We start from the raw sequence: 24,603 nt of genomic DNA on the forward strand, positions 1-24,603 counted from the left end.
GGGAGACCGCCCCCCGGCTTGGGTCGAGGGGACTTCGTTGTGGGGCTGCGGCCGAGTGTCTGGGTCATGAAGTGGGACAGCCCGTCCTCCTGGGACCGCGGGGTGGCCTGGCTGCTGCGGCCGGCCCCCCGGTCCTGGCGGTTCGTGGGCCTGGTGATCCTGCTGTCGGTGGCGGTCGCGGCGAGCCTGCGGGAGAACTGGGGCTCGGACAACGCCTTCGTGGTCAAGGCGGCCGACGCCCTGCTCGCCGGGGTCTCCCCGTACGAGGACAAGCGGTTCCTCTACCTGCCCAGCGCCGTGATCATGGCGATTCCCGAGGCGCTGCTGCCGACGCCGCTGCTGCGCTGCGTGCTGCCGCTGGGGATGACCGGGCTCGTCGGCATCGGCTGGTGGGCCTCGCTGCGGCTGTTCTCCGTACCGGTGCGCTCGCGGTTCGCGGTCGGCGGTTTCGCGCTGTTCGCGCTGGCCTACAAGCCGTACATCAACCTCGTGCTGATCGGGAACTGGACGGCCATCTCGGCCGCCGCCCTGCCGGTGGCGCTGCTGCTGGCGCACCGCAAGCACTGGGCCGCGGCCGGGCTGGTGGTGGGCCTGGCCATCGCGTGCAAGCCGATGCTGGTGCCGATCGGGCTGCTCTTCCTGCTGGCACGGCAGTGGCGGGGGCTGGCCCTGGCGGTGGGGGTGCCGGTGGGGCTGTCGCTGGCGGGCGCGCTGATGATGCCGCAGCCGACGCTGTTCTTCACCAAGACCCTGCCGTTCCTGCTGCAGGGCCAGGACTCCTACGCGCTGCCCTGGGACGCCTCCCCGATCGCGGCGCTGCCGCGGCTGGGGGTGCCGGCGCCGCTGGCGGTGGCGCTGGCCTTCGCGGGGGCCGGGTGCGGGCTGTGGGCGGTCTGGCGGCGGTGGCGGCGGCCGGTGGCGGCGGACGGCGACGCGGGCGAGCTGCGGCTGGTGGAGACGGCCTGCATGGTGATGCTCGCCGCATTCCTGGTGTCGCGGCCCTCCTTCGACCACTACCTGATCGTGGTGCTCCCGCTGCTGCTGGCATCGGGGGTGCGGGCGGGCTCGATGCCGCGCTCGCCCTGGTTCTGGGTGGCCCTGGTACCCCAGACGGCGGGCATTCCGTGGCCCTCGGAGTTCGAGGCCAAGAGGCGGGCATTCAGGGACATGGTGACCCTGTGCGCGCTCGCCGGACTGCTGGCGCGTCGAGCACTGCGGCCGCGCCGGGGTACTCTGGAGCCTGTACGAACTACGGGGTCCCCACCCAGGACCGAACCGGAGTGCGCCGCGTCCCCCGTCCAGACGGGATCGCGGACCGCGTTTTGACCCTTCCAGGTCTTCAGGGGTACCCTGCTGGTTCGTTATGCGTATTGGCTTGCTCATTCTCACGTGAATTCGCCTTACGCCGGTCCACCGGGCCGATGACCAGCGGTACACACGGGTTGCGTCTCCGATGTGAACCAGGGCTGTCGTGATCGTCCGTGGTGACCCATGTCAGGACCCGTCCCTCGGGCTCACCCCCCGGGGATGACCCACCACTGAAGAAGCGAAGGCATACGCGTGCGTACGTTCAGCCCCAAGCCCGGCGACATCTCGCGCCAGTGGCACGTCATCGACGCCCAGGACGTTGTCCTCGGCCGTCTGGCGACCCAGGCCGCTACCCTCCTGCGGGGTAAGCACAAGCCGACTTACGCCCCCCACATGGACATGGGCGACTTTGTCATCATCATCAACGCCGACAAGGTCCACCTGTCCGGCAACAAGGCGACCCAGAAGATGGCGTACCGCCACTCCGGTTTCCCGGGTGGTCTGCGTTCGGTCCGCTACGACGACCTCCTGGCGAACAACCCGGAGAAGGCCGTCGAGAAGGCCATCAAGGGCATGATCCCCAAGAACACCCTGGGCCGTCAGATGCTCTCGAAGCTGAAGGTCTACTCGGGCGATGTGCACCCCCACGCTGCTCAGCAGCCGGTGCCGTTCGAGATCACCCAGGTCGCGCAGTAGTTCCGGCCACCACACCCCCTAAGACAAGAAACTTCTGAGGAGCATCGTGGCCGAGACCACCGCCGAGACGACCCCCGTCGAAGAGTTCGAGGGCAACGTCGAGGAGTACACCACCGAGACCGCGGACGTAGTCGAGGGTGACTACACGTCCGAGTCCCTTGCCGGTCGCTTCGGTGACCCCCAGCCGGCCGCCGGCCTGGGCCGTCGCAAGAACGCCATCGCCCGCGTCCGGATCGTTCCGGGCACCGGCAAGTGGAAGATCAACGGTCGCACCCTTGAGGACTACTTCCCCAACAAGGTGCACCAGCAGGAAGTCAACGAGCCGTTCAAGCTGCTCGAGCTCGACAACCGCTACGACGTCATCGCCCGCATCTCGGGTGGCGGCGTGTCCGGCCAGGCCGGCGCCCTGCGCCTCGGTGTGGCCCGTGCGCTGAACGAGGCGGACGTGGACAACAACCGCCCGGCGCTGAAGAAGGCCGGCTTCCTCTCCCGCGACGACCGTGCGGTCGAGCGCAAGAAGGCCGGTCTCAAGAAGGCCCGTAAGGCTCCGCAGTACAGCAAGCGTTAATCTCGCCTGCTGTTCAGCACGAATCCGCCCCGGCAGCACTCTGTGTGCTGCCGGGGCGGTTCGTTTACCGCCAAAAGCGGCAAATAATTGGCACAACTGGTCATAGCGAAGTGTGAACTCGGGAGGACAACAGTGGGACGACTCTTCGGGACGGACGGTGTACGAGGCGTCGCCAACGCGGATCTGACGGCCGAGCTCGCGCTCGGCCTCTCCGTGGCGGCCGCGCACGTACTGGCCGAGGCGGGCACCTTCGCTGGTCACCGGGCCACCGCGGTGGTCGGCCGGGACCCCCGGGCCTCGGGCGAGTTCCTGGAGGCCGCGGTCGTCGCCGGCCTCGCGAGCGCGGGCGTGGACGTCCTGCGCGTCGGTGTGCTGCCCACCCCGGCGGTGGCGTATCTCACCGGTGCGCTGGGCGCCGACCTCGGCGTCATGCTCTCGGCCAGCCACAACGCCATGCCCGACAACGGCATCAAGTTCTTCGCGCGCGGCGGTCACAAGCTCGCCGACGAGCTGGAGGACCGGATCGAGTCGGTCTACGAGGACCACCGCACGGGTGCTCCCTGGGACCGCCCGACGGGCGCCGGTGTCGGCCGCGTCTCCGACTACACCGAGGGCTTCGACAAGTACGTCGCCCACCTCATGGGTGTCCTGCCCAACCGTCTCGACGGCCTCAAGGTCGTCCTCGACGAGGCGCACGGCGCGGCCGCCTACGTCTCGCCCGAGGCCTTCACCCGGGCCGGCGCGGAGATCGTCACCATCGGTGCCGAGCCCGACGGCCTGAACATCAACGACGGCTGCGGCTCCACCCACCTCGGTCTGCTGAAGCAGGCCGTCATCGAGCACGGCGCCGACCTGGGCATCGCGCACGACGGGGACGCCGACCGCTGCCTCGCCGTGGACGCGAACGGCGAGGAGGTCGACGGGGACCAGATCCTCGCCGTGCTGGCGCTGGCGATGCGCGAGTCCGGGCACCTGCGCGAGGACACCGTCGTCGCCACCGTGATGTCGAACCTGGGCTTCAAGCTGGCCATGGAGTCCGAGGGCATCAACGTCGTGCAGACCGGCGTCGGCGACCGGTACGTCCTGGAGTCGATGAAGGAGCACGGGTACGCGCTGGGCGGCGAGCAGTCCGGCCACGTGATCATCCTCGACCACGCCACCACCGGCGACGGCACCCTGACCGGCCTGATGCTGGCGGCCCGGATCGCGGCCACCGGCCGGTCCATGGCCGAGCTGACCGGGGTCATGACGCGGCTGCCGCAGGTGCTCGTCAACGTCCCCGACGTGGACAAGTCGCGGGTCACCACCTCGGGCGAGCTGGCCGCGGCCGTCGCCGACGCGGAGCGGGAGCTGGGCACGACCGGGCGCGTACTGCTGCGTCCGTCGGGCACGGAGCCCCTCGTACGGGTGATGGTGGAGGCTGCCGACATCGAGCAGGCCCGCTCGGTCGCCGGTCGCCTCGCGGACGTCGTGAAGTCGGCGCTCGGCTAGGGCCCGCCCTCCCGTGACGACGGCGGCCCCGCGCTACGAAGCTCCGTAGCGCGGGGCCGCCGTCGTTGCCGGGGCTCAGGCCTTGGCCGGCGTACGCCGCCAGTGGCCCCGCTGGGTGCGCCACAGGAGCTTCTGGCCCAGCAGGGTCAGGACTCCGGCCAGCAGGATGCCGAAGAGGTTCAGCAGCAGCTGCTGGATGGAGCCCGACATCTGGCCGAACTCCCCGTAGCTGAGGGCCACGGCCGCGTTGGCGGCCGCCGGGACCGTGGTCACCGAGATCGCGACGCCGACCAGCGCGCCGGACTTCGCCGAGGTCAGGGAGAGCACCCCGGCCACGCCGGCGAGCACCGCCACGACGAACGAGAACAGGTCCGGCTGCCAGATGAAGCTGGTGTTGGGGCGGGGCTTGTCCAGCATGTCGTGGTGGAACAGGCCGAGCGCGTCCATGACCAGGCTGAAGACGGTGGTCGCGACCATCGCGGCGGCGAAGCCCACCAGCAGGGCGATCAGCGAGCGGGCGGCCAGCTTGGGGGCGCGCTGCACCATGGCGGTGCAGACGCCGGCGAGCGGGCCGAACTCCGGGCCGACCGCCATCGCGCCCACGATGAGGATGGCGTTGTCGAGGATCACGCCGCAGGCCGCGATCATCGTCGCGACGATCATGAAGGCGCTGTAGGTGATGGTGAGCGTGGACTCCTCGTGGGTCGCCTCGCTCAACTGCTCCCACAGGACGGCGTCGGCGGCCTCGCCCGGGGCCTCCTCCTCGGCCCGGTCGGCGCGGTCCGAGAGGGAGAGGTCGATGTTCTCGACCGCGATCGAGCCGTCCTTGTCGATGCCGAGCTCCCGGAGCTCGTGCAGGAGCTCGTCGCCCGCCTCGCGCGCGACGTCGCACAGCACGATGTCGCCCGGTGGGATGCGGGCGGCGCCGGGCAGCACGGCGAGATGGGTGGTGCCGACCGTCCTCTCGACGATCTTGACCACGGCGTCGGTCCGGTCCGACGGAATGATCATCCGTAGATGCAGCATGGCCGCACCCTAGCTGCCGGAGGCTCCTGGTTTCCGGTGGCGCTCAGAGCTTGCGCAGACTCAGCTTCTGCACCTTGTGGTCCGGGCCCTTGCGGACGACGAGGGTGGCGCGGCCGCGGGTCGGGGCCACGTTCTCCAGCAGGTTGGGCTTGTTGATGGTCCGCCACATCGTCTGCGCGTACTCCAGGGCCTCTTCCTCGGAGACCTGGGTGTACTTGCGGAAGTAGGAGAAGGGGTTCTGGAACGCCGTCTCGCGCAGCCTGCGGAAGCGGTTGAGGTACCAGCGCTCGATGTCCTCGGGGCGGGCGTCCACGTACACGCTGAAGTCGAAGTAGTCGGCGAGGCCGACCCGGGTGCGGCCGTCCTTGCCGGGCATGGCGGGCTGCAGGACGTTGAGCCCCTCGACGATCAGGATGTCGGGACGGCGTACGACGAGCTCCTCGCCGGGGACGATGTCGTAGATCAGGTGGGAGTAGACGGGCGCCTTGACCTCGTCCTTGCCCGCCTTGATGTCGGCGACGAAGCGGGTCAGCGCCCGGCGGTCGTAGGACTCCGGGAAGCCCTTGCGGGCGGTCAGCCCGCGCCGCTCCAGTTCCTTCATCGGGTACAGGAAGCCGTCGGTGGTGACCAGCTCCACGCGCGGGTGCTCCGGCCAGCGGGCCAGGAGGGCCTGGAGCAGACGGGCCACGGTGGACTTGCCCACGGCCACGGAGCCGGCGACCCCTATGACGAAGGGGGTGCCCTGCTGGGCGCCGTGGCCGTTGCCCGCGTCGCCGAGGAAGGTGTTGAGGGTGCCGCGCAGGTTGCTGGTGGCGCCGACGTACAGGTTCAGCAGGCGGGAGAGCGGCAGGTAGACGTCGCGGACCTCGTCGAGGTCGATGACGTCGCCCAGCCCGCGCAGCCGCTCGACCTCGTCGGCGGTCAGCGGGAGCGGGGTGCGCTCGCGCAGGGCGCTCCACTCGGCACGGGTGAGGTCTACGTAGGGGGAGGCCTCGTGGCCCCGGCGGCGCGTGGGGTGCGCGGCGTGCTCGGGGTGCTCGGGGTGCTGGGTCTGCTGGGCCTGCGTAGGGTCCCCCGATCCGTCGGGGCGCTCCGTTGCGCGGTCCGGCGTGCTTCGTGGCGGCGAAGAGATCACAGGGCCATTGTCACGGGTGACGGGGCGCTGTGGGTGGTGTGGTCGGTCACGTGGAGTGGGGTCTTATGGCCCGGGGTGGGGTGGGTTGTACGAGGGGCGGTATCGATTGGAGGGATCTGCGGTATCGGCGGGGTCACGATGCGTGCGGCGCGCGAGTAATGGGGCGGCGTCCGCGCCGGCGTCCCCGTACGGTGTTGATCACCGCAGTTCTGGAGGGCGCCCCGCTTTCGGGGCGCAGCCGCGTGCTGCCCATTCGCTGACCGTCCCGTGGGGGGAAACATCGTGCGTACCGCACTCGTCCGCCGTACCGTCCTGTCCGCCTCGGCCCTGTCCCTGGCCCTGCTCGCCACTGCGTGCGGAAGCTCCGGCACGACCGACGCGAAGGACGACACCAAGCCGTCCGCGTCCGCTCCGGCGGCGCCCGCAGCGAAGGCGAAGACGGACGCCGAGCTCGGCGGCCTGCTCGTGGCCCAGGCGGACCTGCCGGACCACGTCCTCAAGGGCGCTACCCCTGAGGAGGCCACGGCCGGCGCCGGGGCCACCAGCGACAAGCCCGCGTGCGTTCCGCTGGTCAAGGCGCAGTCCATGGCCGCGCAGGGCGCCGGCACCGGCACCGCCCGGGTCAAGGCCGTGGCCAAGCCGAAGGCGGCGGCCGCGGACGCGAGTCCGGAGGAGAAGGCGAAGGCCGCGATGCAGGCCCTCGGCTCGACCGCCACCGCCGTCACCCTGGAGTCGTTCGAGGGGACGGGCGCGGCGGAGGCCTTCGCCTCGCTCAAGAGCGCGGGCGCGGCGTGCGCCGCCGGCTACACGGCCACCCAGGCGGGCGAAACGGGCAAGGTCACCAAGGTCGCCGCCGGCACCCCCGTCACCGGTGGGGACGAGGCGCTCGCCTACACGGTCGTGGGTGACGCGGACGGCTCGCCGTTCACGACGCAGCTCGTGGTCGTGCGCCAGGGCAACACCCTCGCCACCTTCCACGCCATCAGCCTGGCCGGTACGGCCGAGCAGCCGACGGCCCTCGTCGCGGCGCAGCTCAAGAAGCTCGCCTGACGGTTCGTCCGTCCTGAGGGTTCCACGCGGGAGCAGACCCCGCCCCGGCACATCAGCCGGGGCGGGGTTTTCGTCTTGTTCAGGTACCGGGCGTGGAGCCAACTACGGCGTACCCTGCGGCTTATGTGCGGAATCGTGGGTTACGTGGGAGCGCAGTCGGCGCTCGATGTGGTCATTGCCGGACTCAAGCGGCTGGAGTACCGAGGCTACGACTCGGCGGGTGTCGCCGTGCTCGCCGACGGGGAACTCGCCGCCGTCAAGAAGGCCGGCAAGCTGGTCAATCTGGAGAAGGAGCTGGTCGGGCACCCGCTGCCGGCCGGCTCCACGGGGCTCGGACACACCCGGTGGGCCACCCATGGGGGGCCCACCGACGTCAACGCCCACCCGCACCTCGACAATTCGGGGCGCGTGGCCGTCGTGCACAACGGGATCATCGAGAACTTCGCCGCCCTGCGGGCCGAGCTCGCCGAGCGCGGGCACCGGCTGGAGTCCGAGACGGACACCGAAGTCGTGGCGCACCTGCTGGCCGAGCGTTTCGACGGCGCGGGCGGGGACCTGGCGGAGGCGATGAGGCAGGTGTGCCGGCGCCTCGACGGGGCCTTCACGCTGGTCGCCGTGCACGCCGACGCGCCGGACGTGGTGGTCGGCGCGCGCCGCAACTCGCCGCTCGTGGTGGGCGTCGGAGAGGGCGAGAACTTCCTCGCCTCGGACGTGGCCGCCTTCATCGCGCACACCCGGTCCGCGATCGAGCTGGGGCAGGACCAGGTCGTCGAACTGCGCCGCGACGGAGTCACGGTGACCAACTTCGACGGTACGGCCGCGAGCGTGCGGGCGTACCACGTGGACTGGGACGCCTCGGCCGCGGAGAAGGGGGGCTACGACTACTTCATGCTCAAGGAGATCGCCGAGCAGCCGAAGGCCGTCGCCGACACCCTCCTGGGCCGGATCGACGCGAACGGCCTGCTCACCCTCGACGAGGTGCGCATCCCCGACTCGGTGCTGCGCGAGGTCGACAAGGTCGTGATCGTGGCCTGCGGTACGGCCTACCACGCGGGCATGATCGCGAAGCTGGCCATCGAGCACTGGACCCGCATCCCGTGCGAGACGGAGCTGGCCAGCGAGTTCCGCTACCGCGACCCGATCCTGGACCAGCGGACGCTGGTGATCGCAATCTCGCAGTCCGGCGAGACGATGGACACGCTGATGGCGCTGCGCCACGCGCGCGAGCAGGGGGCCAAGGTGCTGGCCGTCTGCAACACGAACGGCTCGACGATCCCGCGCGAGTCGGACGCCGTGCTCTACACGCACGCCGGACCCGAGGTGGCCGTCGCCTCGACCAAGGCGTTCCTGACGCAGCTCGTGGCCTGCTACCTGGTCGCCCTCTACCTCGGGCAGGTCCGGGGCACGAAGTGGGGCGACGAGATCCGGTCCGTGATCAGGGAGTTGTCGGACATCGCCGCGGCGGTGGACACCGTACTGGAGACCATGGAACCGGTACGGGAGCTGGCGCGGTCGCTCGCCGACAAGAACACCGTGCTGTTCCTGGGGCGGCACGTCGGCTACCCGGTGGCGCTGGAGGGCGCGCTCAAGCTCAAGGAGCTGGCGTACATGCACGCCGAGGGCTTCGCGGCGGGCGAGCTCAAGCACGGGCCGATCGCGCTGATCGAGAAGGACCTGCCGGTCGTGGTCGTCGTGCCGTCGCCGCGCGGGCGCTCGGTGCTGCACGACAAGATCGTTTCGAACATCCAGGAGATCCGGGCGCGCGGGGCGCGGACCATCGTGATCGCCGAGGAGGGGGACGAGGCGGTGGTCCCCTACGCCGACCACCTCATCCGCATCCCGGCCACCCCGACGCTGCTCCAGCCGCTCGTGGCCACCGTGCCGCTGCAGGTGTTCGCGTGCGAGCTGGCGACCGCGCGCGGCAACGAGGTGGACCAGCCGCGTAACCTCGCCAAGTCGGTGACTGTGGAGTGAGCGCAGCGGACGGAGCAGGTCGCCGACAATCGAGCACGGTGGTGACCGTGGAGAAGTCGGCGTAGTAGCTGGAGCTGTGGTTGTGATTATCGGCGTCGGGATCGATGTGGCGGAGATCGAGCGGTTCGGCGTGGCGCTGGAGCGCACGCCGAGCCTGGCCGGGAGGCTGTTCCTCGACACCGAGCTGACCCTGCCGAGCGGCGAGCGGCGCGGGACCGCCTCGCTCGCCGCCCGGTTCGCCGCCAAGGAGGCGCTCGCCAAGGCGCTCGGCGCGCCCGGCGGGCTGCTGTGGACCGACGCCGAGGTGTACGTGGAGGACTCCGGACAGCCGCGGCTGCGGGTGTCCGGGACGGTCGAGGCGCGGGCCCTGGCGCTGGGCGTGAAGTCCTGGCACATCTCCCTCAGCCACGACGCGGGCATCGCCTCCGCCGTGGTGATCGCCGAGGGCTAGGGCCTCATGCCCTAGGCCTTCTCCGCACCTTCTTCGTGCAGGCTGGTGGCATGCGTACTGCTTACAGCGTGGAGACCGTACGGGCCGCCGAGCGCGAGCTGATGGCCCGGCTGCCCGAAGGCACCCTGATGCAGCGGGCGGCGGCCGGACTGGCCGCCGTCTGCGTGCGGTTGCTGCCCCGCGTGTACGGGGCCCGCGTGGTGCTGCTGGTCGGCCCGGGGGACAACGGCGGCGACACCCTCTACGCGGGCGCGCGGCTGGCCCGGCGCGGGGCCGGCGTGACGGCCGTCGCGATGGATCCGGCCCGGGTGCACGCGGGCGGACTGGCCGCGCTGCGGGCCGCCGGCGGGCGGCTCGACGGGGCCGTGCCCGGCCGGGCCGACCTGGTGCTGGACGGGCTGGTCGGGATCGGCGGCCGGGGCGCACTGCGGCCGGCCGCGGCCGCGCTGGTGGAGCGGATCCCGGCGGGCGCGGTGGTGGTCGCGGTGGACCTGCCGAGCGGGGTGGACGCGGACACCGGGGAGGTGGCCGGAGCCGCCGTGACGGCGGACGTGACGGTGACCTTCGGGGCGTACAAGCCGGGGCTGCTGATCGCTCCGGGGGCCTCGCGGGCGGGTGCGCTGCACCTGGTGGACATCGGGCTGGGCGACGTCCTGCCGGCCCCCGGGGTGGAGGTCCTGCAGCACGCCGACGTGGCGGGGCTGCTGCCGGAGCCGACGGCGTCGAGCGACAAGTACCGGCGCGGTGTGCTCGGGATCGTCGCCGGGTCCGCGCGCTACCCGGGCGCGGCGGTGCTCGCGGTGGCGGGGGCGCTGCGGGGCGGCGCGGGCGCGGTGCGCTACGTGGGGCCGCCGGCGGTGGCGGACGCCGTACTGGCCCGGTACCCGGAGACGCTGATCGGGACCGGCCGGGTCCAGGCGTGGGTGGTCGGGCCGGGGCTGGGCGACGAGGGCGGTGCGGAGGTGCGGGAGGCGCTGTCGCAGCCGGTACCGGTGCTGGTCGACGCGGACGGGCTGCGCGGGCTGGACCCCGCGGAGCTGCGGGCCCGGGCGGCCCCGACCCTGCTGACCCCGCACGCGGGGGAGGCGGCCGCGCTGCTGGGGGCCCCGCGCGAGACGGTCGAGGCGGGGCGGCTGGAGGCCGTGCGGGGGCTCGCGGAGCGGTACGGGGCGGTGGCGCTGCTGAAGGGGTCCACGACCCTGATCGCCCCGGCCGGGCCCGGCCCCGTCCGGGTGAACCCGACCGGGACCCCGTGGCTGGCCACCGCCGGGAGCGGGGACGTGCTGTCCGGGCTGGCCGGGTCCCTGCTGGCGGCCGGCCTGCCGGCCGTGGACGCCGGGTCGGTGGCGGCGTACCTCCACGGCCTGGCGGCCCGCCTCACGGGCGGCCCCCTCCTGGCCCACCAGGTGGCCGAAGCCATCCCCCGGGCGTGGCGCGAGGTCGCTCGCCGCTAGTGCCGGGTGCCGGGTCCCGGGTCCCGGGTGCGGCGCCGTTGCCGGGGGCGCTGCCCCCGGGCCCCTGCGCCTCAAGCGCCGGCGGGGCTGGATTTTGCCGGTGTCGGCTTGGATGTGCGGGCTGCGTGTTCCGGCGGGGCCGGCTGCCCCCGTATCCCTGCGCCTCAAGCGCTGGCGGGGCTGGGTTTTGGCGGTGTCGGCTTGGATGTGCGGGCTGCGGGCTGCGGGCTGCGGGCTGCGGGCTGCGGGTTCCGGCGGGCCCGCTGCCCCCGTACCTCCGCGCCTCAAGCGCCGGTGGGGCTGGATGTTAGCGGTGTCGGCTTGGATGTGCGGGCGGCGTGCCCGAGGGCCGGTAGCCCGGGGCGGCCCGCCGGGGCCTGCCTGTTCGGCCCGGCGGGCGGGGCTCTGAGAGACTGTGGGGGATGAACGAGACAGCCGCGCGCGTGTACGCCGAGATCGATCTTGACGCCGTCCGGGCGAACGTACGGGCCCTGCGCGAACGGGCGCCCCGCTCCGCCCTGATGGCCGTCGTGAAGGCGGATGCCTACGGGCACGGGGCCGTGGCCTGCGCCAGGGCCGCCCAGGAGGCCGGTGCGGGCTGGCTCGGGACCGCCACGCCCGAGGAGGCCCTCGCGCTGCGCGCCGCCGGGCTCGAAGGGCCCGTCCTGTGCTGGCTGTGGACCCCCGGCGGGCCCTGGCGGGAGGCCGTCGAGGCCGGTATCGACGTCTCCGTCAGCGCGATGTGGGCCCTCGACGAGGTACGGGAGGCCGCCCGCGCCGCCGGACTGACGGCCAGGATCCAGCTCAAGGCCGACACGGGCCTGGGCCGCAACGGCTGCCAGCCCGCCGACTGGGAGGCCCTGGTGACCGCGGCCGTCGCCGCCCAGTCCGAGGGGACCGTACGCGTCACCGGCGTCTGGTCGCACTTCGCCTGCGCCGACGAGCCCGGCCACCCCTCCATCCAGCTCCAGCTGGCCGCCTTCCGCGACATGCTCGCGTACGCGGAGAAGGAGGGCGTGGAGCCCGAGGTCCGGCACATCGCCAACTCGCCGGCCACGCTCACCCTCCCCGAGTCCCACTTCGACCTGGTCCGCTGCGGCATCGCCGTCTACGGGGTCTCGCCCTCGCCCGAGCTCGGCACCCCCGCCCAGCTCGGCCTGCGGCCCGCGATGGCGCTCAAGGCTTCCGTCGCGCTGGTCAAGACGGTGCCGGCCGGGCACGGCGTCAGCTACGGACACCACTACGTCACCGATCGGGAGACCACCCTCGCGCTGATCCCGGCGGGCTACGCGGACGGCGTCCCGCGGCAGGCGTCCGGGCTCGGCCCGGTGCTCGTCGGCGGCCGCGTCCGTACCGTCGCCGGGCGCGTAGCCATGGACCAGTTCGTGGTCGACCTGGACGGGGACGAGGCCCGCGTCGGCGACGAGGCCGTCCTCTTCGGGGACGCGGAGCGCGGTGAACCCACCGCCGAGGACTGGGCTCGAGCGGCGCACACGATCGCCTATGAGATCGTCACCCGTATCGGGGGCCGGGTCCCCCGCGTGTACCTCAACGGTTGAGTGGGGGCGGCGGCGTGAGTGAGAACTGGCGCAAGGCGGGCTGGGCCGGCGCCGCCATCGGCGTGATAGCGGCCGGGGTCGCGGTCGAACGGATCACCGTCGGCCGGGGCATGCGCATGAAGGCGCGCCTGGCCCTCGACGCGACCGGGGACTACGGATCCCTGCGCGGAGCCCCCGGCACCGCCCGGGCCGAGGACGGCACCGCGCTGTACTTCGAGGTCGACGAGCTGCCCGAGGAGGGCAAGCGCCGCAGGCTGCGCCGCAAGGCCCCGGTCGGGCCGACCGTGGTGTTCTGCCACGGCTACTGCCTCGCCCAGGACTCCTGGCACTTCCAGCGCGCCGCCCTGCGCGGCGTGGTCCGCGCCGTGTACTGGGACCAGCGCAGCCACGGCCGCAGCGCGCGCGGCGTGGCCCAGGCCGACGGCGAGCCGGTCACCTTCGAGCAGCTCGGCCGCGACCTGAAGGCCGTCATCGACGCCGCCGCCCCCGAGGGCCCGCTGATCCTGGTCGGTCACTCGATGGGCGGGATGACCATCATGGGACTGGCCCAGGAGTTCCCCGGCCTCATCCGGGACCGGGTCGCCGCCGTGGCCCTGGTCGGCACCTCCAGCGGCCGGCTGGACGAGGTCACGTACGGGCTGCCCTCCCTGGGCTTCAGCACGGTACGGCGCCTGCTGCCCGGGGTGCTCAAGGCGCTCGGTTCCCAGGTGGAGCTGGTGGAGAAGGGCCGCCGGGCCACCGCCGACCTGTTCGCCGGGATGGTCAAGATGTACTCCTTCGCCTCGCGCGACGTCGATCCGGGCGTCGCCCGCTTCGCCGAGCGGCTCATCGAGGCCACGCCCATCGACGTGGTCGCCGAGTTCTACCCGGCCTTCCAGGCGCACGACAAGACGGCCGCCCTCCAGCGGTTCGCGGACATCCCCGTCACCGTCATAGCCGGGGACCGCGACATGGTCACCCCGCCCGAGCACAGCCGGGCCATCAAGGAAGCGCTGCCCTCCGCCGAGCTGGTCGTCCTGGAGAGTGCCGGGCACCTGATGATGCTGGAGCACCCGGACACCGTGACCCGGCTGCTCACCGAGCTCCTCGCGCGCACCGGGACGGTCCCCGCAGCGGCTAACGTTGCCGGACATGGAAGAAGTACCTGACACGGAAACGCACGTCACCGTCGGCTCGCCCGACGCCATGCAGGACCTCGGGCGCCGGATTGCCGGGCTGCTGCGCCCCGGCGACCTCGTCCTGCTGACCGGGGAGCTCGGTGCCGGGAAGACCACCCTGACCCGCGGTCTCGGCGAGGGCCTGGGGGTGCGCGGGGCCGTGACCTCGCCGACCTTCGTGATCGCCAGGGTCCACCCCTCGCTGACCGGCGGTCCGGCGCTGGTGCACGTGGACGCGTACCGGCTGGGCGGCGGGCTCGACGAGATGGAGGACCTGGACCTCGACGTCTCGCTGCCCGAGTCCGTGGTCGTCGTGGAGTGGGGCGAGGGCAAGGTCGAGGAGCTGTCCGACGACCGGCTGCACGTGGTGATCCGCCGGGCGGTCGGCCACGAGGAGGTCCTGGACGACGTGCGCGAGGTGATGGTCCGCGGGATCGGCACCCGCTGGTCGGCCGGGGCGGGTCTGGAGAGCCTCGCGGGCGTCCTGTCGGAGTGAGAAACATTCCGACAAGTCGTCGGGAAGATATTGCGCGGGCGGTGGGGCGCGTGGTCACATGGTACAGAGGGCTGGTTAGGCGTACCTAAGTGCGGGCTGGCCCCGGCCAGGAGGCAGCCATGTCGGCAACAGGAGCAGCGGGCGAGTCCCCCCGCCCGTCCGCCGTGTCCATGGGGGCACTGCTCGCCGCGGGCGCCGCCGCCAGCGCCGTGTCGACACCGCCCGCGCACGAGGACGCCCCGGAGCCCCGTCCCGTACGGGAAGGGGCGGAGGGCGAAGAGGCGGAGGGCAGCGAACAGGCCGCCCCGGAGTCCGAAGCGGCCTGACGTAGTGGGACCGGCTGACGGCGCAGCCCCCGTACGAGTGAACTTGGTGTGTCGCGGCCGGGTCAGGGAACGACGACGACCTTCGAGCCGATCGTCGCGAAGGCCCACATCGCATCCCCGTCCGCGCGCAGCATGCGGATACCGCCGGTCTTCTTCGCCGGATCGGGCGCCGGCAGGGAGTTGTCCACCCGGGCACTGAAGCCGACCGTGACCCCCTGCGGACTCGCGAACCGCACGACGTGCTCGATCGGCACCCCGTCCGAGCCGGTCACCGCGCCCGTACGGCCGCCCACCGTGTACCTGCCGGGCGCCGGGTGCACCGTGCTCGGCACCACGGCGAAGGACTTCGGAGCCCCGGTGGGGCCCACCAGCCACACGCGCTTGGCACCCAGGGAGTACACGACGCGCACTCCGGTGCCGGAGCCGGCCGGGAGGGCCACCGGCTTCGCCGGGTCCGTCGTGGCGGGCGCGGAGCCGCTGGGCGCGGGCACCGGGGTCTGCGCGGCGGCCTTCGGCGGGAGCGCGGGAGCGGAGGCGGAGGCCTGGTAGCCGAGGAAACCGACGACGGCGAGTGCCGCGACGGTGAGCCCGGCCACGATTCCCGAGCTGCTGCGTGCCACCTTGCTCCACCTCTCCGCATGGTCAGTCGATGCCAGTCGGATGTCAGGCGGACGATCACACCCCGACACCTGGTCCGAAGGTAGCAGCAGGGGTGCCCGCAGACCGGCCGCAAGGGCCGGGGGCCCCGGAGTCGTAGGCTGTTCGCGTGCTCTTGCTCGCTGTAGATACCGCCACGCCCGCCGTCACCGTCGCCCTGCACGACGGCGAGTCCGTCCTCGCCGAGTCGAACCAGGTCGACGCCCGCCGCCACGGGGAGCTCCTGCTGCCCTCCGTCGACAAGGTCCTCGCCGAGGCGGGGGTGAAGCTCGAAGCCGTCACCGGCATCGTCGTCGGGGTCGGCCCCGGCCCTTACACCGGACTGCGCGTCGGCCTCGTGACCGCGTCCACCTTCGCCTCCGTCCTCGGCGTGCCCGTCCACGGGCTGTGCACCCTCGACGGCCTGGCCTACGCGGCCGGCGCCGCCGGGATCGAGGGCCCCTTCACCGTGGCCACCGACGCCCGGCGCAAGGAGGTCTACTGGGCGCGCTACGAGGACCCCCGCACCCGGGCCGGCGAGCCCGCGGTGGACCGGCCGGCCGACATCGCCGAGCGCGTCGCCGGACTGCCCGCCGTCGGACAGGGCGCGCACCTGTACCCGGACGTCTTCACCGACGCGCGGGCCCCCGAGCACCAGAGCGCCGCCGCGCTGGCCGCCCTGGCCGCGGAGCGGCTGGCGGCGGGGGAGGCCTTCCTGCCCCCGACGCCGCTCTACCTGCGCCGGCCCGACGCCGAGGTGCCCAAGAACTACAAGGTGGTCACCCCGCAGTGACAGCCACCTCAGCCGCCCCAGCCGTCGCCCTGCGCGAGATGCGCTGGTGGGACATCGGGCCCGTGCTGGAGCTGGAACACGAGCTGTTCCCCGAGGACGCCTGGTCCGCCGGGATGTTCTGGTCCGAGCTGGCGCACGCCCGCGGCCCCGGCGCCACGCGCCGCTACCTCGTGGCGGAGGAGGCCGGCCGGCTGGTCGGCTACGCCGGGCTGGCCGCCGCCGGGGACCTGGCCGACGTACAGACCATCGCCGCGGCCCGCGACCAGTGGGGCACCGGGCTCGGCGCCCGGCTGCTGACCGAGCTGCTGCGCGCCGCCACCGCGTTCGAGTGCGCCGAGGTGCTGCTGGAGGTGCGGGTCGACAACGTCCGGGCCCAGAAGCTCTACGCGCGCTTCGGCTTCGAGCCGATCGGCTTCCGGCGCGGCTACTACCAGCCCGGCAACGTGGACGCCCTCGTGATGCGCCGCATGTCCGACCCCGCGGACCCTGACTCCGCACTCCCCGATTCCGCACTCCCCGATTCCGTACCCCTGCAAGGTGAGACGACCCATGGCTGACGAACCGCTCGTCCTCGGCATCGAGACCTCCTGCGACGAGACCGGCGTCGGCGTCGTCCGCGGCACCACGCTGCTCGCGGACGCCATCGCGTCGAGCGTCGACGAGCACGCCCGCTTCGGCGGGGTCGTGCCCGAGGTGGCCTCCCGCGCGCACCTGGAGGCGATGGTCCCCACCATCGAGCGCGCCCTGAAGGAGGCCGGGGTCAGCGCCCGCGACCTCGACGGCATCGCCGTCACCGCCGGCCCCGGCCTCGCGGGGGCCCTGCTGGTGGGCGTCTCCGCCGCGAAGGCCTACGCGTACGCGCTGGGCAAGCCGCTGTACGGGGTGAACCACCTGGCCTCGCACATCTGCGTCGACCAGCTGGAGCACGGGCCGCTGCCCGAGCCGACGATGGCGCTGCTGGTCTCCGGCGGGCACTCCTCGCTGCTGCTGGCCCCCGACATCACCTCCGACGTACGGCCGCTCGGCGCGACCATCGACGACGCGGCGGGCGAGGCCTTCGACAAGATCGCGCGCGTCCTGCAGCTGGGCTTCCCCGGCGGCCCGGTCATCGACCGGCTCGCACGCGAGGGGGACCCGAAGGCGATCGCCTTCCCGCGCGGGCTGACGGGTCCGCGCGACGCCCCGTACGACTTCTCCTTCTCCGGGCTCAAGACCTCGGTCGCCCGCTGGATCGAGGCGAAGCGCAAGGCGGGCGAGGACGTGCCGGTGCGCGACGTGGCGGCCTCCTTCCAGGAGGCCGTGGTGGACGTGCTGACGCGCAAGGCGATCCGCGCCTGCAAGGACGAGGGCGTCGACCACCTGATGATCGGCGGCGGGGTCGCGGCCAACTCCCGGCTGCGCTCGCTGGCCCAGGAGCGGTGCGACGACGCGGGGATCATCCTGCGGGTGCCGCGCCCGGGGCTGTGCACGGACAACGGCGCGATGGTGGCGGCGCTGGGCGCGGAGATGGTCAAGCGGAACAGGGCCGCCTCGGACTGGGACCTGTCGGCGGACTCCTCGCTTCCGGTCACCGACCCGCATGTTCCCGGCCATTCCCACGGCCATTCTCACGGGGACGGCGGCGGCGACGGGCACGCCCACGGGCACGGTCACGGGCACGGTCATGCGCACGACCACGACCACGTGCACGAGCTGAGCAAGGACAACCTGTACTCGTGAGCACCGTCGCGCTGATGTGGGAGGCCCGGTCCGTGCCCGGCCGGGCCAACGAGCTGCTGGAGTGGGCCCGTTCGCAGATCCTGGCCCAAGACCCGGTGCGGCGCGAGGTGTTCAGCGCCCCTCAGGACCGGGTGCTCGTCATCACCTGGTGGGAGACCACCGAGGGGATCGGCGCCGAACTGCCCGAACTGCCGGAGCCCGCAGCCGATTTGATCACGCGGGCGGTCCACCGCTGGCGCTTCGAATCGGTGGAGGTCGGGGAGCCGGGCGGGAGCTGAGGCTCCGTCCGGCGGCCCGCCGGGCCCCGTGGCGTGCGGATATGGTCATGCGCATGCCCCGCCGTGACCTGCCGCCGCCGCCCCCTCCCGCGCACCTGCGCGCCTGGTTCGACGAGCACGCCGTCCGGGCCGTACGGGCCGACCGCGCCCGGTTCCTGGGGGAGCTCGGGCGGCGCAGTCTGGGCTTCGGCCGGCTCCTGCTCCTCTGGTCGGTCTCGGCTGTCTTCGCCCTGGGCTGGACCTTCGTCGGCATGGCCCTGATGGCCATCGAGACCGGGGACCCGTTCTCCTACCTCTTCGGCCTGATATTCGCCTCGCTCGGCGTGGGCGTGCTGATACCGGCCGGGTTCTGGTTCGCCTGGGGCGCCAAGCGGGACCGGCAGGTGCGCCGGCTGCTGTGCGCCTGGGCGGAGCTGGACCGGGACCCGCCCGTGGACGCCGCCGTACGCGCGCCCGGACGCAGCCTGATCTGGCTGCTGGCCTCCCTCGCCCTGGGCGGGCTCGGACTCTGGGTGGCCTTCGCGTCGGCGGCGACGGCCCGCCCCGGCGCCGACACCTACGGAGAGGTCGCCTACACCATGGGCCTCGGCATGATCCTGTGGATCACCGCCCTGCTGGGCCTCGGCAAGGCGGGCGCGCACTACCGATGGGCGCTGCGCGTCTTCGGCGGAGGGGCCGGCGTGCCGTCAGGGGCGGACGGTCGGTGACCCGATCAGCATCGAGGGGGCCCCGGCGACGCGGGTCAGGAACACCGTGGCGGAGTTCGGGCCCTGCGGCTTCACCTTCTTGCGCAGATCCTCGGGCTCGATCGCGGAGCCGCGCTTCTTCACCGTGAGGATGCCGACCCCGCGCTCGCGCAGCAGCGCCTTGAGCTTCTTCAGCCCGAACGGCAGCACGTCGGTGATCTCGTACGAGGTCGCGTACGGGGTCTCGTGCAGCTCGTCGGCGGTGATGTAGGCGATGGTCGGGTCGATCAGCCGCCCGCCCAGCTGCTCGGCGACCTCGGCGACGAGGTGGGCGCGGATCACGGCGCCGTCGGGCTCGTAGAGGTAGCGGCCGACGGGACCCGCCTCGGGGTCGGGCAGCGGATCGGCGGTCGCCAGCGCGCGCGGGCCGGGCAGCAGGGTGGCGCGGATCTCGCCCGGGGCCGTCCCGAACCACAGCACGGCCTCCTTCACGTCCCCCTGGTCGGAGATCCACTCGGCCTGCGCCTCGGCGGGCACCGCCTCGTGCGGGATCCCGGGGGCGATCTTGATCGCGGCGACCTTCGCGGAGCGGGCGGTGGCGATCGCCCAGGACAGGGGAGGGGAGTAGGACTCCGGGTCGAAGATCCTGCCCCGCCCGCCCCGGCGGGCCGGGTCGATGAAGACGGCGTCGTAGCCCGCGGTGTCGACCTCCGTCGCATCGGCCTCCCGGACCTCGATCAGCTCCGCCAGTCCCAGGGCCTCGGCATTGGCGCGCGCCACGGCGACGGTCAGCGGATCGTGGTCCACCGCCAGGACGCGGATGCCGAGCCGGGCCAGGGCGAGGGCGTCCCCGCCGATCCCGCAGCAGAGGTCCGCGAGGCTCCGTACGCCCAGGGCGGCGAGCCGCTCGGCGCGGTACGAGGCCACCGAGGCGCGGGTGGCCATCTCCCCGCCGCCGGGGGTGAAGTACATCCGCAGGGCGTCCTCGGCCCCGAACTTCGCCACCGCGCGCTGCCGCAGCCGGGCCTGTCCGAGGGCGGCGGAGACCAGCGCGGCGGGGTGTTCGCGGCGCAGCCGGGTGGCGACGGCGAGCTCCTGGGCGGGGTCGTAGTCCCGGAGCGAGTCGAGGAGGGCGTGGCCCTCGGGGGAGAGGAGCGCGGCGAAGTCTTCGGGGGTCACGGGTCCATTGTCGGCCACGGTGGGCCACTCGGAGGAAGGTCGGATTCCCTTCGCGGTGTCGCCCGGGGCGCGCGCGTGAAGGGTGTAAGGATCCCGAACTATGCAGCTAGTCCGACAAAAGGAACATAAGACGCAACACGGTCACCGGATCGCGGCAGTCACGCGCGGCCGGCTGGGTACGGCCGCGATGGCCGCACTGCTCGTCGCCGCACTCGGCACGGGCTGCGGAGCCGGCGGGTCCGAGACGCCCGACAAGGCCGCCAAGGCGAAGGCCGCCGCGGGCGCCGCAGGCGAGCAGGCCGGCGCGGCCGGCGCGCTCGGCACCTACGCCGAGAAGTTGAAGGCCCTTCAGCAGGCGAGGGTCGTGGCCGCGAAGAAGTGGGGGCTGGCCAAGCCGCCGCTCGTCGCTCCGCAAGCACCCAAGGAGAAGCCGGAGATCACCACCCGCGACGGCTTCGAGGTCGAGGGCCAGGACGAGCTGCCCCCGGTCTTCACCACCATCCCCACGGAGGAGAAGGTCGTCTTCCTGACCATCGACGACGGGGCCGAGAAGGACCCCGAGTTCCTGAAGATGATGCAGGAGCTGAAGCTCCCGTACACCGCCTTCCTGAGCGACTACCTGGTCCGGGACAACTACCCGTACTTCAAGGAGATGCAGGCGGCGGGCGTCACGCTGAACAACCACACGCTCAACCACCGCTACATGCCGGCGCTCTCCTACGAGAAGCAGCGCCAGGAGATCTGCGGACAGCAGGACACGATCGAGAAGACGTTCGGCAAGCGGCCGACGCTCTTCCGGCCGCCGTACGGGAACTACAACGAGGACACGCTGCGCGCGGCCAAGTCCTGTGGGATCAAGGCCGTTCCGCTGTGGAACGAGGAGGCCTTCCCGAACCGGATGGACTGGCGGGAGTGGGACAAGGACCTGCACCCCGGGGACATCATCCTCACGCACTTCCGGGGCAAGGAAGACTGGAAGGGCAGCATGACTGACATGATCCGTCACGTCATGAAGACCGTCACGGACAAGGGTTATGCCGTGGCCCGCCTGGAGGATTACTTGTGAAGCACGCGCGCCGGTTCGTAGCCGGAACGCTGACGGCCGGCGCGCTCGCGCTGTCCCTGGCGGGGTGCGGGGCCAGCGTGGACCCCATCGAACGGCTGGGGCGCAAGACCACGGAGGCCAGGGCGACTCCGTCGCCCTCGGGGGCGGCCTCCCCCTCCGCGGTGGCCAAGGGATCGACGGCCGCGGCGGACGAGGCGTACAAGAAATGGGGCCTCGGCGGCCCCCTGCAGTACGCGCCGAGGCCCGCCGTCAAACCCCGGATCCCCCCGGCCAAGGCGGGGCGGGTCCAGGTCATCGACCGAATACCCGTCCCGGCGGACGACAAGGTCGTCTTCCTGACGTTCGACGACGGCGCCGAGAAGAGCCCCGAGTTCCTCACGATGGCCGCCGATCTGAAGCTGCCGATCAGCATGTTCCTGACGGACAGCATCGCCTCGTCGGACTACGGCCACTTCGAAAAGCTCCGCGACAACGGCTCCGGCAGCACGATAAGCAACCACACCCTGACGCACCCGAACCTGCGGACCCTGTCCTTCGAGGCGCAGAAGAAGGAGATATGCGGGCAGCAGGAACGCCTGGAGACGCGCTTCGGCAAGCGGCCGACGCTCTTCCGCCCGCCGTACGGCAATCACAACGACGACACCCTCAGGGCCGCGCACGAGTGCGGGATATCCCAGCTCCTCCTGTGGCGCGTGTCGATGCAGATCAACAACTTCCAGTACGCCGAGGGCTCCGCCCTCGAACCGGGTGACATCATCCTGGCCCACTTCCGCGGCCCCTCGGAGCTGAAGGGCACGACGGAGACCGAGATGACGACCCGGATGCTCCGGCGGATACAGGAGCAGGGCTACCGGATCGGCCGGCTGGAGGACTATGTGTAGGGCGCGGCCGGCTGGGGTTCGGGCCCGGCGGCCCGCGGGGTGATCGTCGTCTCCACCGGGCCCCGGGCGTCCGCCTCGCGCTGTCTTTCGGTGCTGTCGGAGATGCGCAGCAGCAGCGCGATCATGATCCAGTTGGCCAGGAGGGACGAGCCGCCCGCGGCCAGGAACGGCAGGGCCTTGCCCGTCAGCGGGATCAGCCCCGTGACGCCGCCCGCCACCACGAAGACCTGGAGCGCGAGGGCCGACGACAGGCCCACCGCCAGCAGCTTGCCGAAGGGGTCGCGGGCGCCCAGCGCCATCCGCAGCCCGCGCTGCACGAGGAGCGCGTAGAGGATCAGGACGGCCATGACCCCGGCCAGGCCGAGCTCCTCGCCCACCGTCGTCAGGATGAAGTCGCTGCGGCCCGCGAACTTGATCAGCTCGGGGTGGCCCATGCCGAGGCCGGTGCCGGAGACGCCGCCCGTGCCGAAGCTGAACAGGGCCTGCGCAGACTGGTCCGAGATGACGCCCGGCGGCCGGTCCTTCCAGTAGTACGACAGCGGGTTCAGCCAGGCGGCCACGCGGGCCTTGACGTGCGGTTCCGTCATGCCCACCACGAAGGCGCCCGCCGAGGCGAGAACCAGGCCGCAGACGATCCAGCTGGTGCGTTCCGTGGCGACGTAGAGCATGACCACGAAGACGCCGAAGAAGATCAGCGAGGTGCCGAGGTCGCGCTCGAAGACCAGCACGAGCAGCGAGATGATCCACACCGTGACCAGGGGGCCGAGCTGGCGCATCGGCGGCAGCCGCATGCCCAGGAACTTGCGGCCCGACAGGGCCAGCGCGTCGCGGTGGATCACCAGGTAGCCCGCGAAGAAGACCGCGATCATGATCTTCACGAACTCGCCGGGCTGGACCGAGAGCCCGCCGAACTTGATCCAGCGCTTCGCCCCGTAGGTGTCCGCGCCGAAGAAGGCCGGCGCGATCAGCGCCACCAGCGCCACGACCATCGTGATGTAGATGAACCGCTGGAGCAGCCGGTGGTCGCGCAGCAGCCCCAGCACCGCGATGCAGGCCGCGACGCCGATCACCGTCCACATCAGCTGGCCGGGCGCCACCGCCGGAGAGTTGTACCGGTCGAGGTACCCCTGGTCGAGGCGGTGCAGCAGCACCAGCCCCAGCCCGGTCAGCAGCAGGGCCAGCGGAAAGACCAGCGGATCCGCGTACGCCGCGAACCGGCGCACGGCCAGGTGCCCCACCAGCGCGAGCAGCGTCATGCTGACCACGAAGCCGGTGAGACCGGACGGCAGCTCGTCGTTCATCGCGAGGCCGGCGCTGATGTGGCCGGAAACGGTCACCGCGAGGACGAGGACGAGCAGCAGTGCTTCCGTGCGGCGGCGCGCGCCCGCCGTGGTCAGGGGTTTCAGTCCACGCACGGGACGCCGCCGCCATCGAGGGCGGGGGTTCCGCTGCTGTCCCGGGACGGTGCGGGGGCCGGCGCGGAGCTCCGGGGGGAGCCCGGGGCGGAGCCCTGCGGGGCGGGCGGCGCGCCCGGTGAGGAGGGAGCGGCGCCAGGCGCGCTCGGGCTCGCAGTGGCCCCGGGCCCGATCCGCTCGGCTATGAACCGCTTTATCTTCATATCGTCTACGACGTTTATCTCGGCGCCCTGGTTCCTGCCGAAGCGCTCGATGGGAAGGGTCACAAACTCCACGTTGCCCCCGGACAGGTTCTTCGCCTGCTTCACGAACGACAGCAGGTCCCATCCCCGGTCGGTGACGACGTCCTGCTTCGCCGAGTCGATCAGCCTCATCAGCTTCACCGGATCGGTGAACGTCCCGGCCTGGTTCAGCTTGTACGTGGCCCCCGCCAGGAACGCCTGCTGCCGCCTCGTGCGGTCCAGGTCGCCCATGGTCAGGCCGTGCCGCTGCCGTACGAAGGCCAGCGACTGCTGCCCGTCGAGCGTCTGGCGACCCGCCGGGAAGTCGGCCCCCGAGTACCTGTCCTTCACCGGCTTCTTCAGACACACCGGTACGCCGCCCAGCGCGTCCGCGAGGTGATAGAAACCGGCCAGGTTCAGCTCGGCGAAGTGGTCGATCGGCACGCCCAGGAAGGTGCGCACCGTCTCGAGCTCGGCCTTGCGCCCCGCCTCGCGCCCCTCGCGCTCCAGCTGCCGCCGGTCCTTGACCCTCTTGGCGGCGAGCTGCTCCTCGACCTTGGCCTTCGCCCGCCCGTACGCCTCCTTGATCTTGGCCTTGCCGGTGAACCCGGGCACCCCGTGCAGCTCGACGAAGTCGTCGCGCGGCACCGAGAAGGCCTTCGCCCTGCCCCCGTCGGCGGGGACGTGCAGCAGGATCAGGGTGTTGGTGTTGTAGCCGCCGACGTCGGAGCTCGCGCCCGCGTGCAGCTTGTCGAGGACCGCCGGGGGGAGGTCCTCGCCGTTCTGGTCCCGGCGGCTGTCCAGACCCATCAGCAGGATGTTCACATCGCCGTACTTCGACTTCTCGGCGCCCTCCAGGGCCTTGGAGCTGCCGATGCTGGAGGCGAGGTCGTCGTACAGGTACCAGGCGCTCGCCCCCGCGAGCACCACCAGGGCGCAGCCGGACGCCAGCAGGGTGCGGGTGAGCCTGCGGCGGCGGGACACGGGCGCCGGGGACTTCGGTTCACGGGTCTTCCTGCGGTGGGCGCTCATGCCTGT

Annotated in this window: 25 protein-coding genes; 19 read left to right on the forward strand and 6 right to left on the reverse strand. The window is 72.2% G+C overall.

What is annotated here, in order from left to right; all coding sequences use genetic code 11:
* Positions 1–66 precede the first annotated feature (66 nt).
* The 4 genes from MTF69_RS12095 to glmM all read left to right on the forward strand — a co-directional run bounded on the left by MTF69_RS12095 (position 67) and on the right by glmM (position 4,063).
* Positions 67–1,326 carry a glycosyltransferase family 87 protein gene (locus MTF69_RS12095; RefSeq protein WP_243333383.1) on the forward strand — a complete coding sequence of 420 codons (1,260 nt, stop codon included), beginning with the start codon at positions 67–69 and terminating at the stop codon, positions 1,324–1,326.
* 234 nt (positions 1,327–1,560) lie between these two features.
* Positions 1,561–2,004 (forward strand): 50S ribosomal protein L13, encoded by a 444-nt coding sequence (gene rplM, locus MTF69_RS12100; RefSeq protein WP_112447734.1) that lies wholly within the window; start codon positions 1,561–1,563, stop codon positions 2,002–2,004.
* A gap of 46 nt (positions 2,005–2,050) precedes the next feature.
* Positions 2,051–2,572: a 30S ribosomal protein S9 gene (gene rpsI / locus MTF69_RS12105; RefSeq protein WP_243333386.1), complete on the forward strand. Its 522-nt coding sequence runs from the start codon at positions 2,051–2,053 to the stop codon at positions 2,570–2,572.
* A gap of 132 nt (positions 2,573–2,704) precedes the next feature.
* A complete protein-coding gene (gene glmM / locus MTF69_RS12110; protein ID WP_243333388.1) occupies positions 2,705–4,063 on the forward strand; it encodes a phosphoglucosamine mutase in 1,359 nt (452 codons plus the stop codon).
* Positions 4,064–4,138: 75 nt separating this feature from the next.
* Here glmM and MTF69_RS12115 read toward each other — a convergent pair whose 3' ends face one another.
* Together MTF69_RS12115 and coaA are read right to left on the reverse strand one after the other, a co-directional pair.
* Positions 4,139–5,089 (reverse strand): DUF389 domain-containing protein, encoded by a 951-nt coding sequence (locus MTF69_RS12115; RefSeq protein ID WP_243333389.1) that lies wholly within the window; start codon positions 5,087–5,089, stop codon positions 4,139–4,141.
* A 43-nt stretch (positions 5,090–5,132) separates the two neighbouring features.
* Positions 5,133–6,224 carry a type I pantothenate kinase gene (coaA, locus tag MTF69_RS12120; protein WP_243333391.1) on the reverse strand — a complete coding sequence of 364 codons (1,092 nt, stop codon included), beginning with the start codon at positions 6,222–6,224 and terminating at the stop codon, positions 5,133–5,135.
* A gap of 282 nt (positions 6,225–6,506) precedes the next feature.
* On the opposite strand from coaA, the gene MTF69_RS12125 reads away from it, so the two are divergent.
* From MTF69_RS12125 to MTF69_RS12160, 8 genes are all read left to right on the forward strand, one after another.
* A complete protein-coding gene (locus tag MTF69_RS12125) occupies positions 6,507–7,274 on the forward strand; it encodes a hypothetical protein (RefSeq protein ID WP_243333393.1) in 768 nt (255 codons plus the stop codon).
* 123 nt (positions 7,275–7,397) lie between these two features.
* On the forward strand, positions 7,398–9,248 hold the full coding sequence (gene glmS / locus MTF69_RS12130; protein WP_243333394.1) for a glutamine--fructose-6-phosphate transaminase (isomerizing): 1,851 nt from the start codon (positions 7,398–7,400) through the stop codon (positions 9,246–9,248).
* 82 nt (positions 9,249–9,330) lie between these two features.
* Positions 9,331–9,699 carry a holo-ACP synthase gene (locus tag MTF69_RS12135; RefSeq protein WP_243333395.1) on the forward strand — a complete coding sequence of 123 codons (369 nt, stop codon included), beginning with the start codon at positions 9,331–9,333 and terminating at the stop codon, positions 9,697–9,699.
* A 50-nt stretch (positions 9,700–9,749) separates the two neighbouring features.
* A complete protein-coding gene (locus tag MTF69_RS12140; protein WP_243333396.1) occupies positions 9,750–11,153 on the forward strand; it encodes an NAD(P)H-hydrate dehydratase in 1,404 nt (467 codons plus the stop codon).
* A 422-nt stretch (positions 11,154–11,575) separates the two neighbouring features.
* Complete coding sequence (alr, locus tag MTF69_RS12145; RefSeq protein WP_243333397.1) at positions 11,576–12,712, forward strand: alanine racemase; 1,137 nt, start codon at positions 11,576–11,578, stop codon at positions 12,710–12,712.
* A gap of 14 nt (positions 12,713–12,726) precedes the next feature.
* The gene (locus MTF69_RS12150) at positions 12,727–13,860 is read left to right on the forward strand and encodes an alpha/beta fold hydrolase (protein ID WP_243333401.1); all 1,134 of its coding nucleotides are present in this window, start codon (positions 12,727–12,729) and stop codon (positions 13,858–13,860) included.
* Positions 13,844–14,365, forward strand: a complete 522-nt coding sequence (gene tsaE, locus MTF69_RS12155) for a tRNA (adenosine(37)-N6)-threonylcarbamoyltransferase complex ATPase subunit type 1 TsaE (protein ID WP_243333405.1) — start codon at positions 13,844–13,846, stop codon at positions 14,363–14,365. The genes MTF69_RS12150 and tsaE overlap by 17 nt, the downstream gene beginning before the upstream one ends.
* Positions 14,366–14,484: 119 nt before the next feature.
* The gene (locus MTF69_RS12160; protein WP_243333407.1) at positions 14,485–14,691 is read left to right on the forward strand and encodes a hypothetical protein; all 207 of its coding nucleotides are present in this window, start codon (positions 14,485–14,487) and stop codon (positions 14,689–14,691) included.
* 62 nt (positions 14,692–14,753) lie between these two features.
* Here MTF69_RS12160 and MTF69_RS12165 read toward each other — a convergent pair whose 3' ends face one another.
* Entirely contained in the window at positions 14,754–15,311 is a 558-nt protein-coding gene (locus MTF69_RS12165) for a hypothetical protein (protein WP_243333408.1), read from the reverse strand.
* A 146-nt stretch (positions 15,312–15,457) separates the two neighbouring features.
* Here MTF69_RS12165 and tsaB point away from each other — a divergent pair, with 146 nt between their 5' ends.
* Genes tsaB through MTF69_RS12190 form a run of 5 tightly spaced genes read left to right on the forward strand, consistent with a single transcriptional unit; the run spans position 15,458 to position 18,824 of the window.
* Complete coding sequence (tsaB, locus tag MTF69_RS12170; protein ID WP_243333410.1) at positions 15,458–16,120, forward strand: tRNA (adenosine(37)-N6)-threonylcarbamoyltransferase complex dimerization subunit type 1 TsaB; 663 nt, start codon at positions 15,458–15,460, stop codon at positions 16,118–16,120.
* Between the two features lie 38 nt (positions 16,121–16,158).
* Entirely contained in the window at positions 16,159–16,677 is a 519-nt protein-coding gene (gene rimI, locus MTF69_RS12175) for a ribosomal protein S18-alanine N-acetyltransferase (RefSeq protein WP_243333830.1), read from the forward strand.
* The gene (tsaD, locus tag MTF69_RS12180; RefSeq protein WP_243333412.1) at positions 16,670–17,839 is read left to right on the forward strand and encodes a tRNA (adenosine(37)-N6)-threonylcarbamoyltransferase complex transferase subunit TsaD; all 1,170 of its coding nucleotides are present in this window, start codon (positions 16,670–16,672) and stop codon (positions 17,837–17,839) included. The genes rimI and tsaD overlap by 8 nt, the downstream gene beginning before the upstream one ends.
* The gene (locus tag MTF69_RS12185) at positions 17,836–18,117 is read left to right on the forward strand and encodes a hypothetical protein (protein ID WP_243333414.1); all 282 of its coding nucleotides are present in this window, start codon (positions 17,836–17,838) and stop codon (positions 18,115–18,117) included. The genes tsaD and MTF69_RS12185 overlap by 4 nt, the downstream gene beginning before the upstream one ends.
* 53 nt (positions 18,118–18,170) lie before the next feature.
* Complete coding sequence (locus tag MTF69_RS12190) at positions 18,171–18,824, forward strand: hypothetical protein (protein WP_243333417.1); 654 nt, start codon at positions 18,171–18,173, stop codon at positions 18,822–18,824.
* Here the strand turns inward: MTF69_RS12190 and MTF69_RS12195 are convergent.
* On the reverse strand, positions 18,804–19,982 hold the full coding sequence (locus MTF69_RS12195) for a methyltransferase domain-containing protein (RefSeq protein ID WP_243333419.1): 1,179 nt from the start codon (positions 19,980–19,982) through the stop codon (positions 18,804–18,806). The genes MTF69_RS12190 and MTF69_RS12195 overlap by 21 nt on opposite strands.
* Positions 19,983–20,082: 100 nt before the next feature.
* Here MTF69_RS12195 and MTF69_RS12200 point away from each other — a divergent pair, with 100 nt between their 5' ends.
* Both MTF69_RS12200 and MTF69_RS12205 read left to right on the forward strand, forming a co-directional pair.
* The gene (locus MTF69_RS12200) at positions 20,083–21,048 is read left to right on the forward strand and encodes a polysaccharide deacetylase family protein (protein WP_374322838.1); all 966 of its coding nucleotides are present in this window, start codon (positions 20,083–20,085) and stop codon (positions 21,046–21,048) included.
* The gene (locus MTF69_RS12205) at positions 21,045–21,929 is read left to right on the forward strand and encodes a polysaccharide deacetylase family protein (protein ID WP_243333421.1); all 885 of its coding nucleotides are present in this window, start codon (positions 21,045–21,047) and stop codon (positions 21,927–21,929) included. Before MTF69_RS12200 ends, MTF69_RS12205 begins: the two co-directional genes overlap by 4 nt.
* On the opposite strand, the gene MTF69_RS12210 is transcribed toward MTF69_RS12205, so the two are convergent.
* Positions 21,920–23,344, reverse strand: coding sequence for an FtsW/RodA/SpoVE family cell cycle protein (locus MTF69_RS12210; RefSeq protein WP_243333422.1), 1,425 nt, complete (start codon positions 23,342–23,344; stop codon positions 21,920–21,922). The genes MTF69_RS12205 and MTF69_RS12210 overlap by 10 nt on opposite strands.
* Complete coding sequence (locus MTF69_RS12215; RefSeq protein WP_243333423.1) at positions 23,332–24,597, reverse strand: LCP family protein; 1,266 nt, start codon at positions 24,595–24,597, stop codon at positions 23,332–23,334. The genes MTF69_RS12210 and MTF69_RS12215 overlap by 13 nt, the downstream gene beginning before the upstream one ends.
* Positions 24,598–24,603 lie beyond the last annotated feature (6 nt).

It is taken from the genome of Streptomyces sp. AP-93, assembly GCF_022808175.1.
In the GTDB taxonomy this organism is placed as follows: domain Bacteria; phylum Actinomycetota; class Actinomycetes; order Streptomycetales; family Streptomycetaceae; genus Streptomyces.

Bases quoted from the DNA above. Each gene is read 5' to 3' on its own strand.
- glmS (WP_243333394.1), top strand. From the start codon at position 7,398: ATGTGCGGAATCGTGGGTTACGTGGGAGCGCAGTCGGCGCTCGATGTG.
- MTF69_RS12190 (WP_243333417.1), top strand. From the start codon at position 18,171: ATGCCCCGCCGTGACCTGCCGCCGCCGCCCCCTCCCGCGCACCTGCGC.
- tsaE (WP_243333405.1), top strand. From the start codon at position 13,844: ATGGAAGAAGTACCTGACACGGAAACGCACGTCACCGTCGGCTCGCCC.
- alr (WP_243333397.1), top strand. From the start codon at position 11,576: ATGAACGAGACAGCCGCGCGCGTGTACGCCGAGATCGATCTTGACGCC.
- MTF69_RS12200 (WP_374322838.1), top strand. From the start codon at position 20,083: ATGCAGCTAGTCCGACAAAAGGAACATAAGACGCAACACGGTCACCGG.
- MTF69_RS12160 (WP_243333407.1), top strand. From the start codon at position 14,485: ATGTCGGCAACAGGAGCAGCGGGCGAGTCCCCCCGCCCGTCCGCCGTG.
- MTF69_RS12215 (WP_243333423.1), bottom strand. From the start codon at position 24,597: ATGAGCGCCCACCGCAGGAAGACCCGTGAACCGAAGTCCCCGGCGCCC.
- MTF69_RS12115 (WP_243333389.1), bottom strand. From the start codon at position 5,089: ATGCTGCATCTACGGATGATCATTCCGTCGGACCGGACCGACGCCGTG.
- MTF69_RS12140 (WP_243333396.1), top strand. From the start codon at position 9,750: ATGCGTACTGCTTACAGCGTGGAGACCGTACGGGCCGCCGAGCGCGAG.
- rimI (WP_243333830.1), top strand. From the start codon at position 16,159: ATGCGCTGGTGGGACATCGGGCCCGTGCTGGAGCTGGAACACGAGCTG.
- tsaD (WP_243333412.1), top strand. From the start codon at position 16,670: ATGGCTGACGAACCGCTCGTCCTCGGCATCGAGACCTCCTGCGACGAG.
- MTF69_RS12095 (WP_243333383.1), top strand. From the start codon at position 67: ATGAAGTGGGACAGCCCGTCCTCCTGGGACCGCGGGGTGGCCTGGCTG.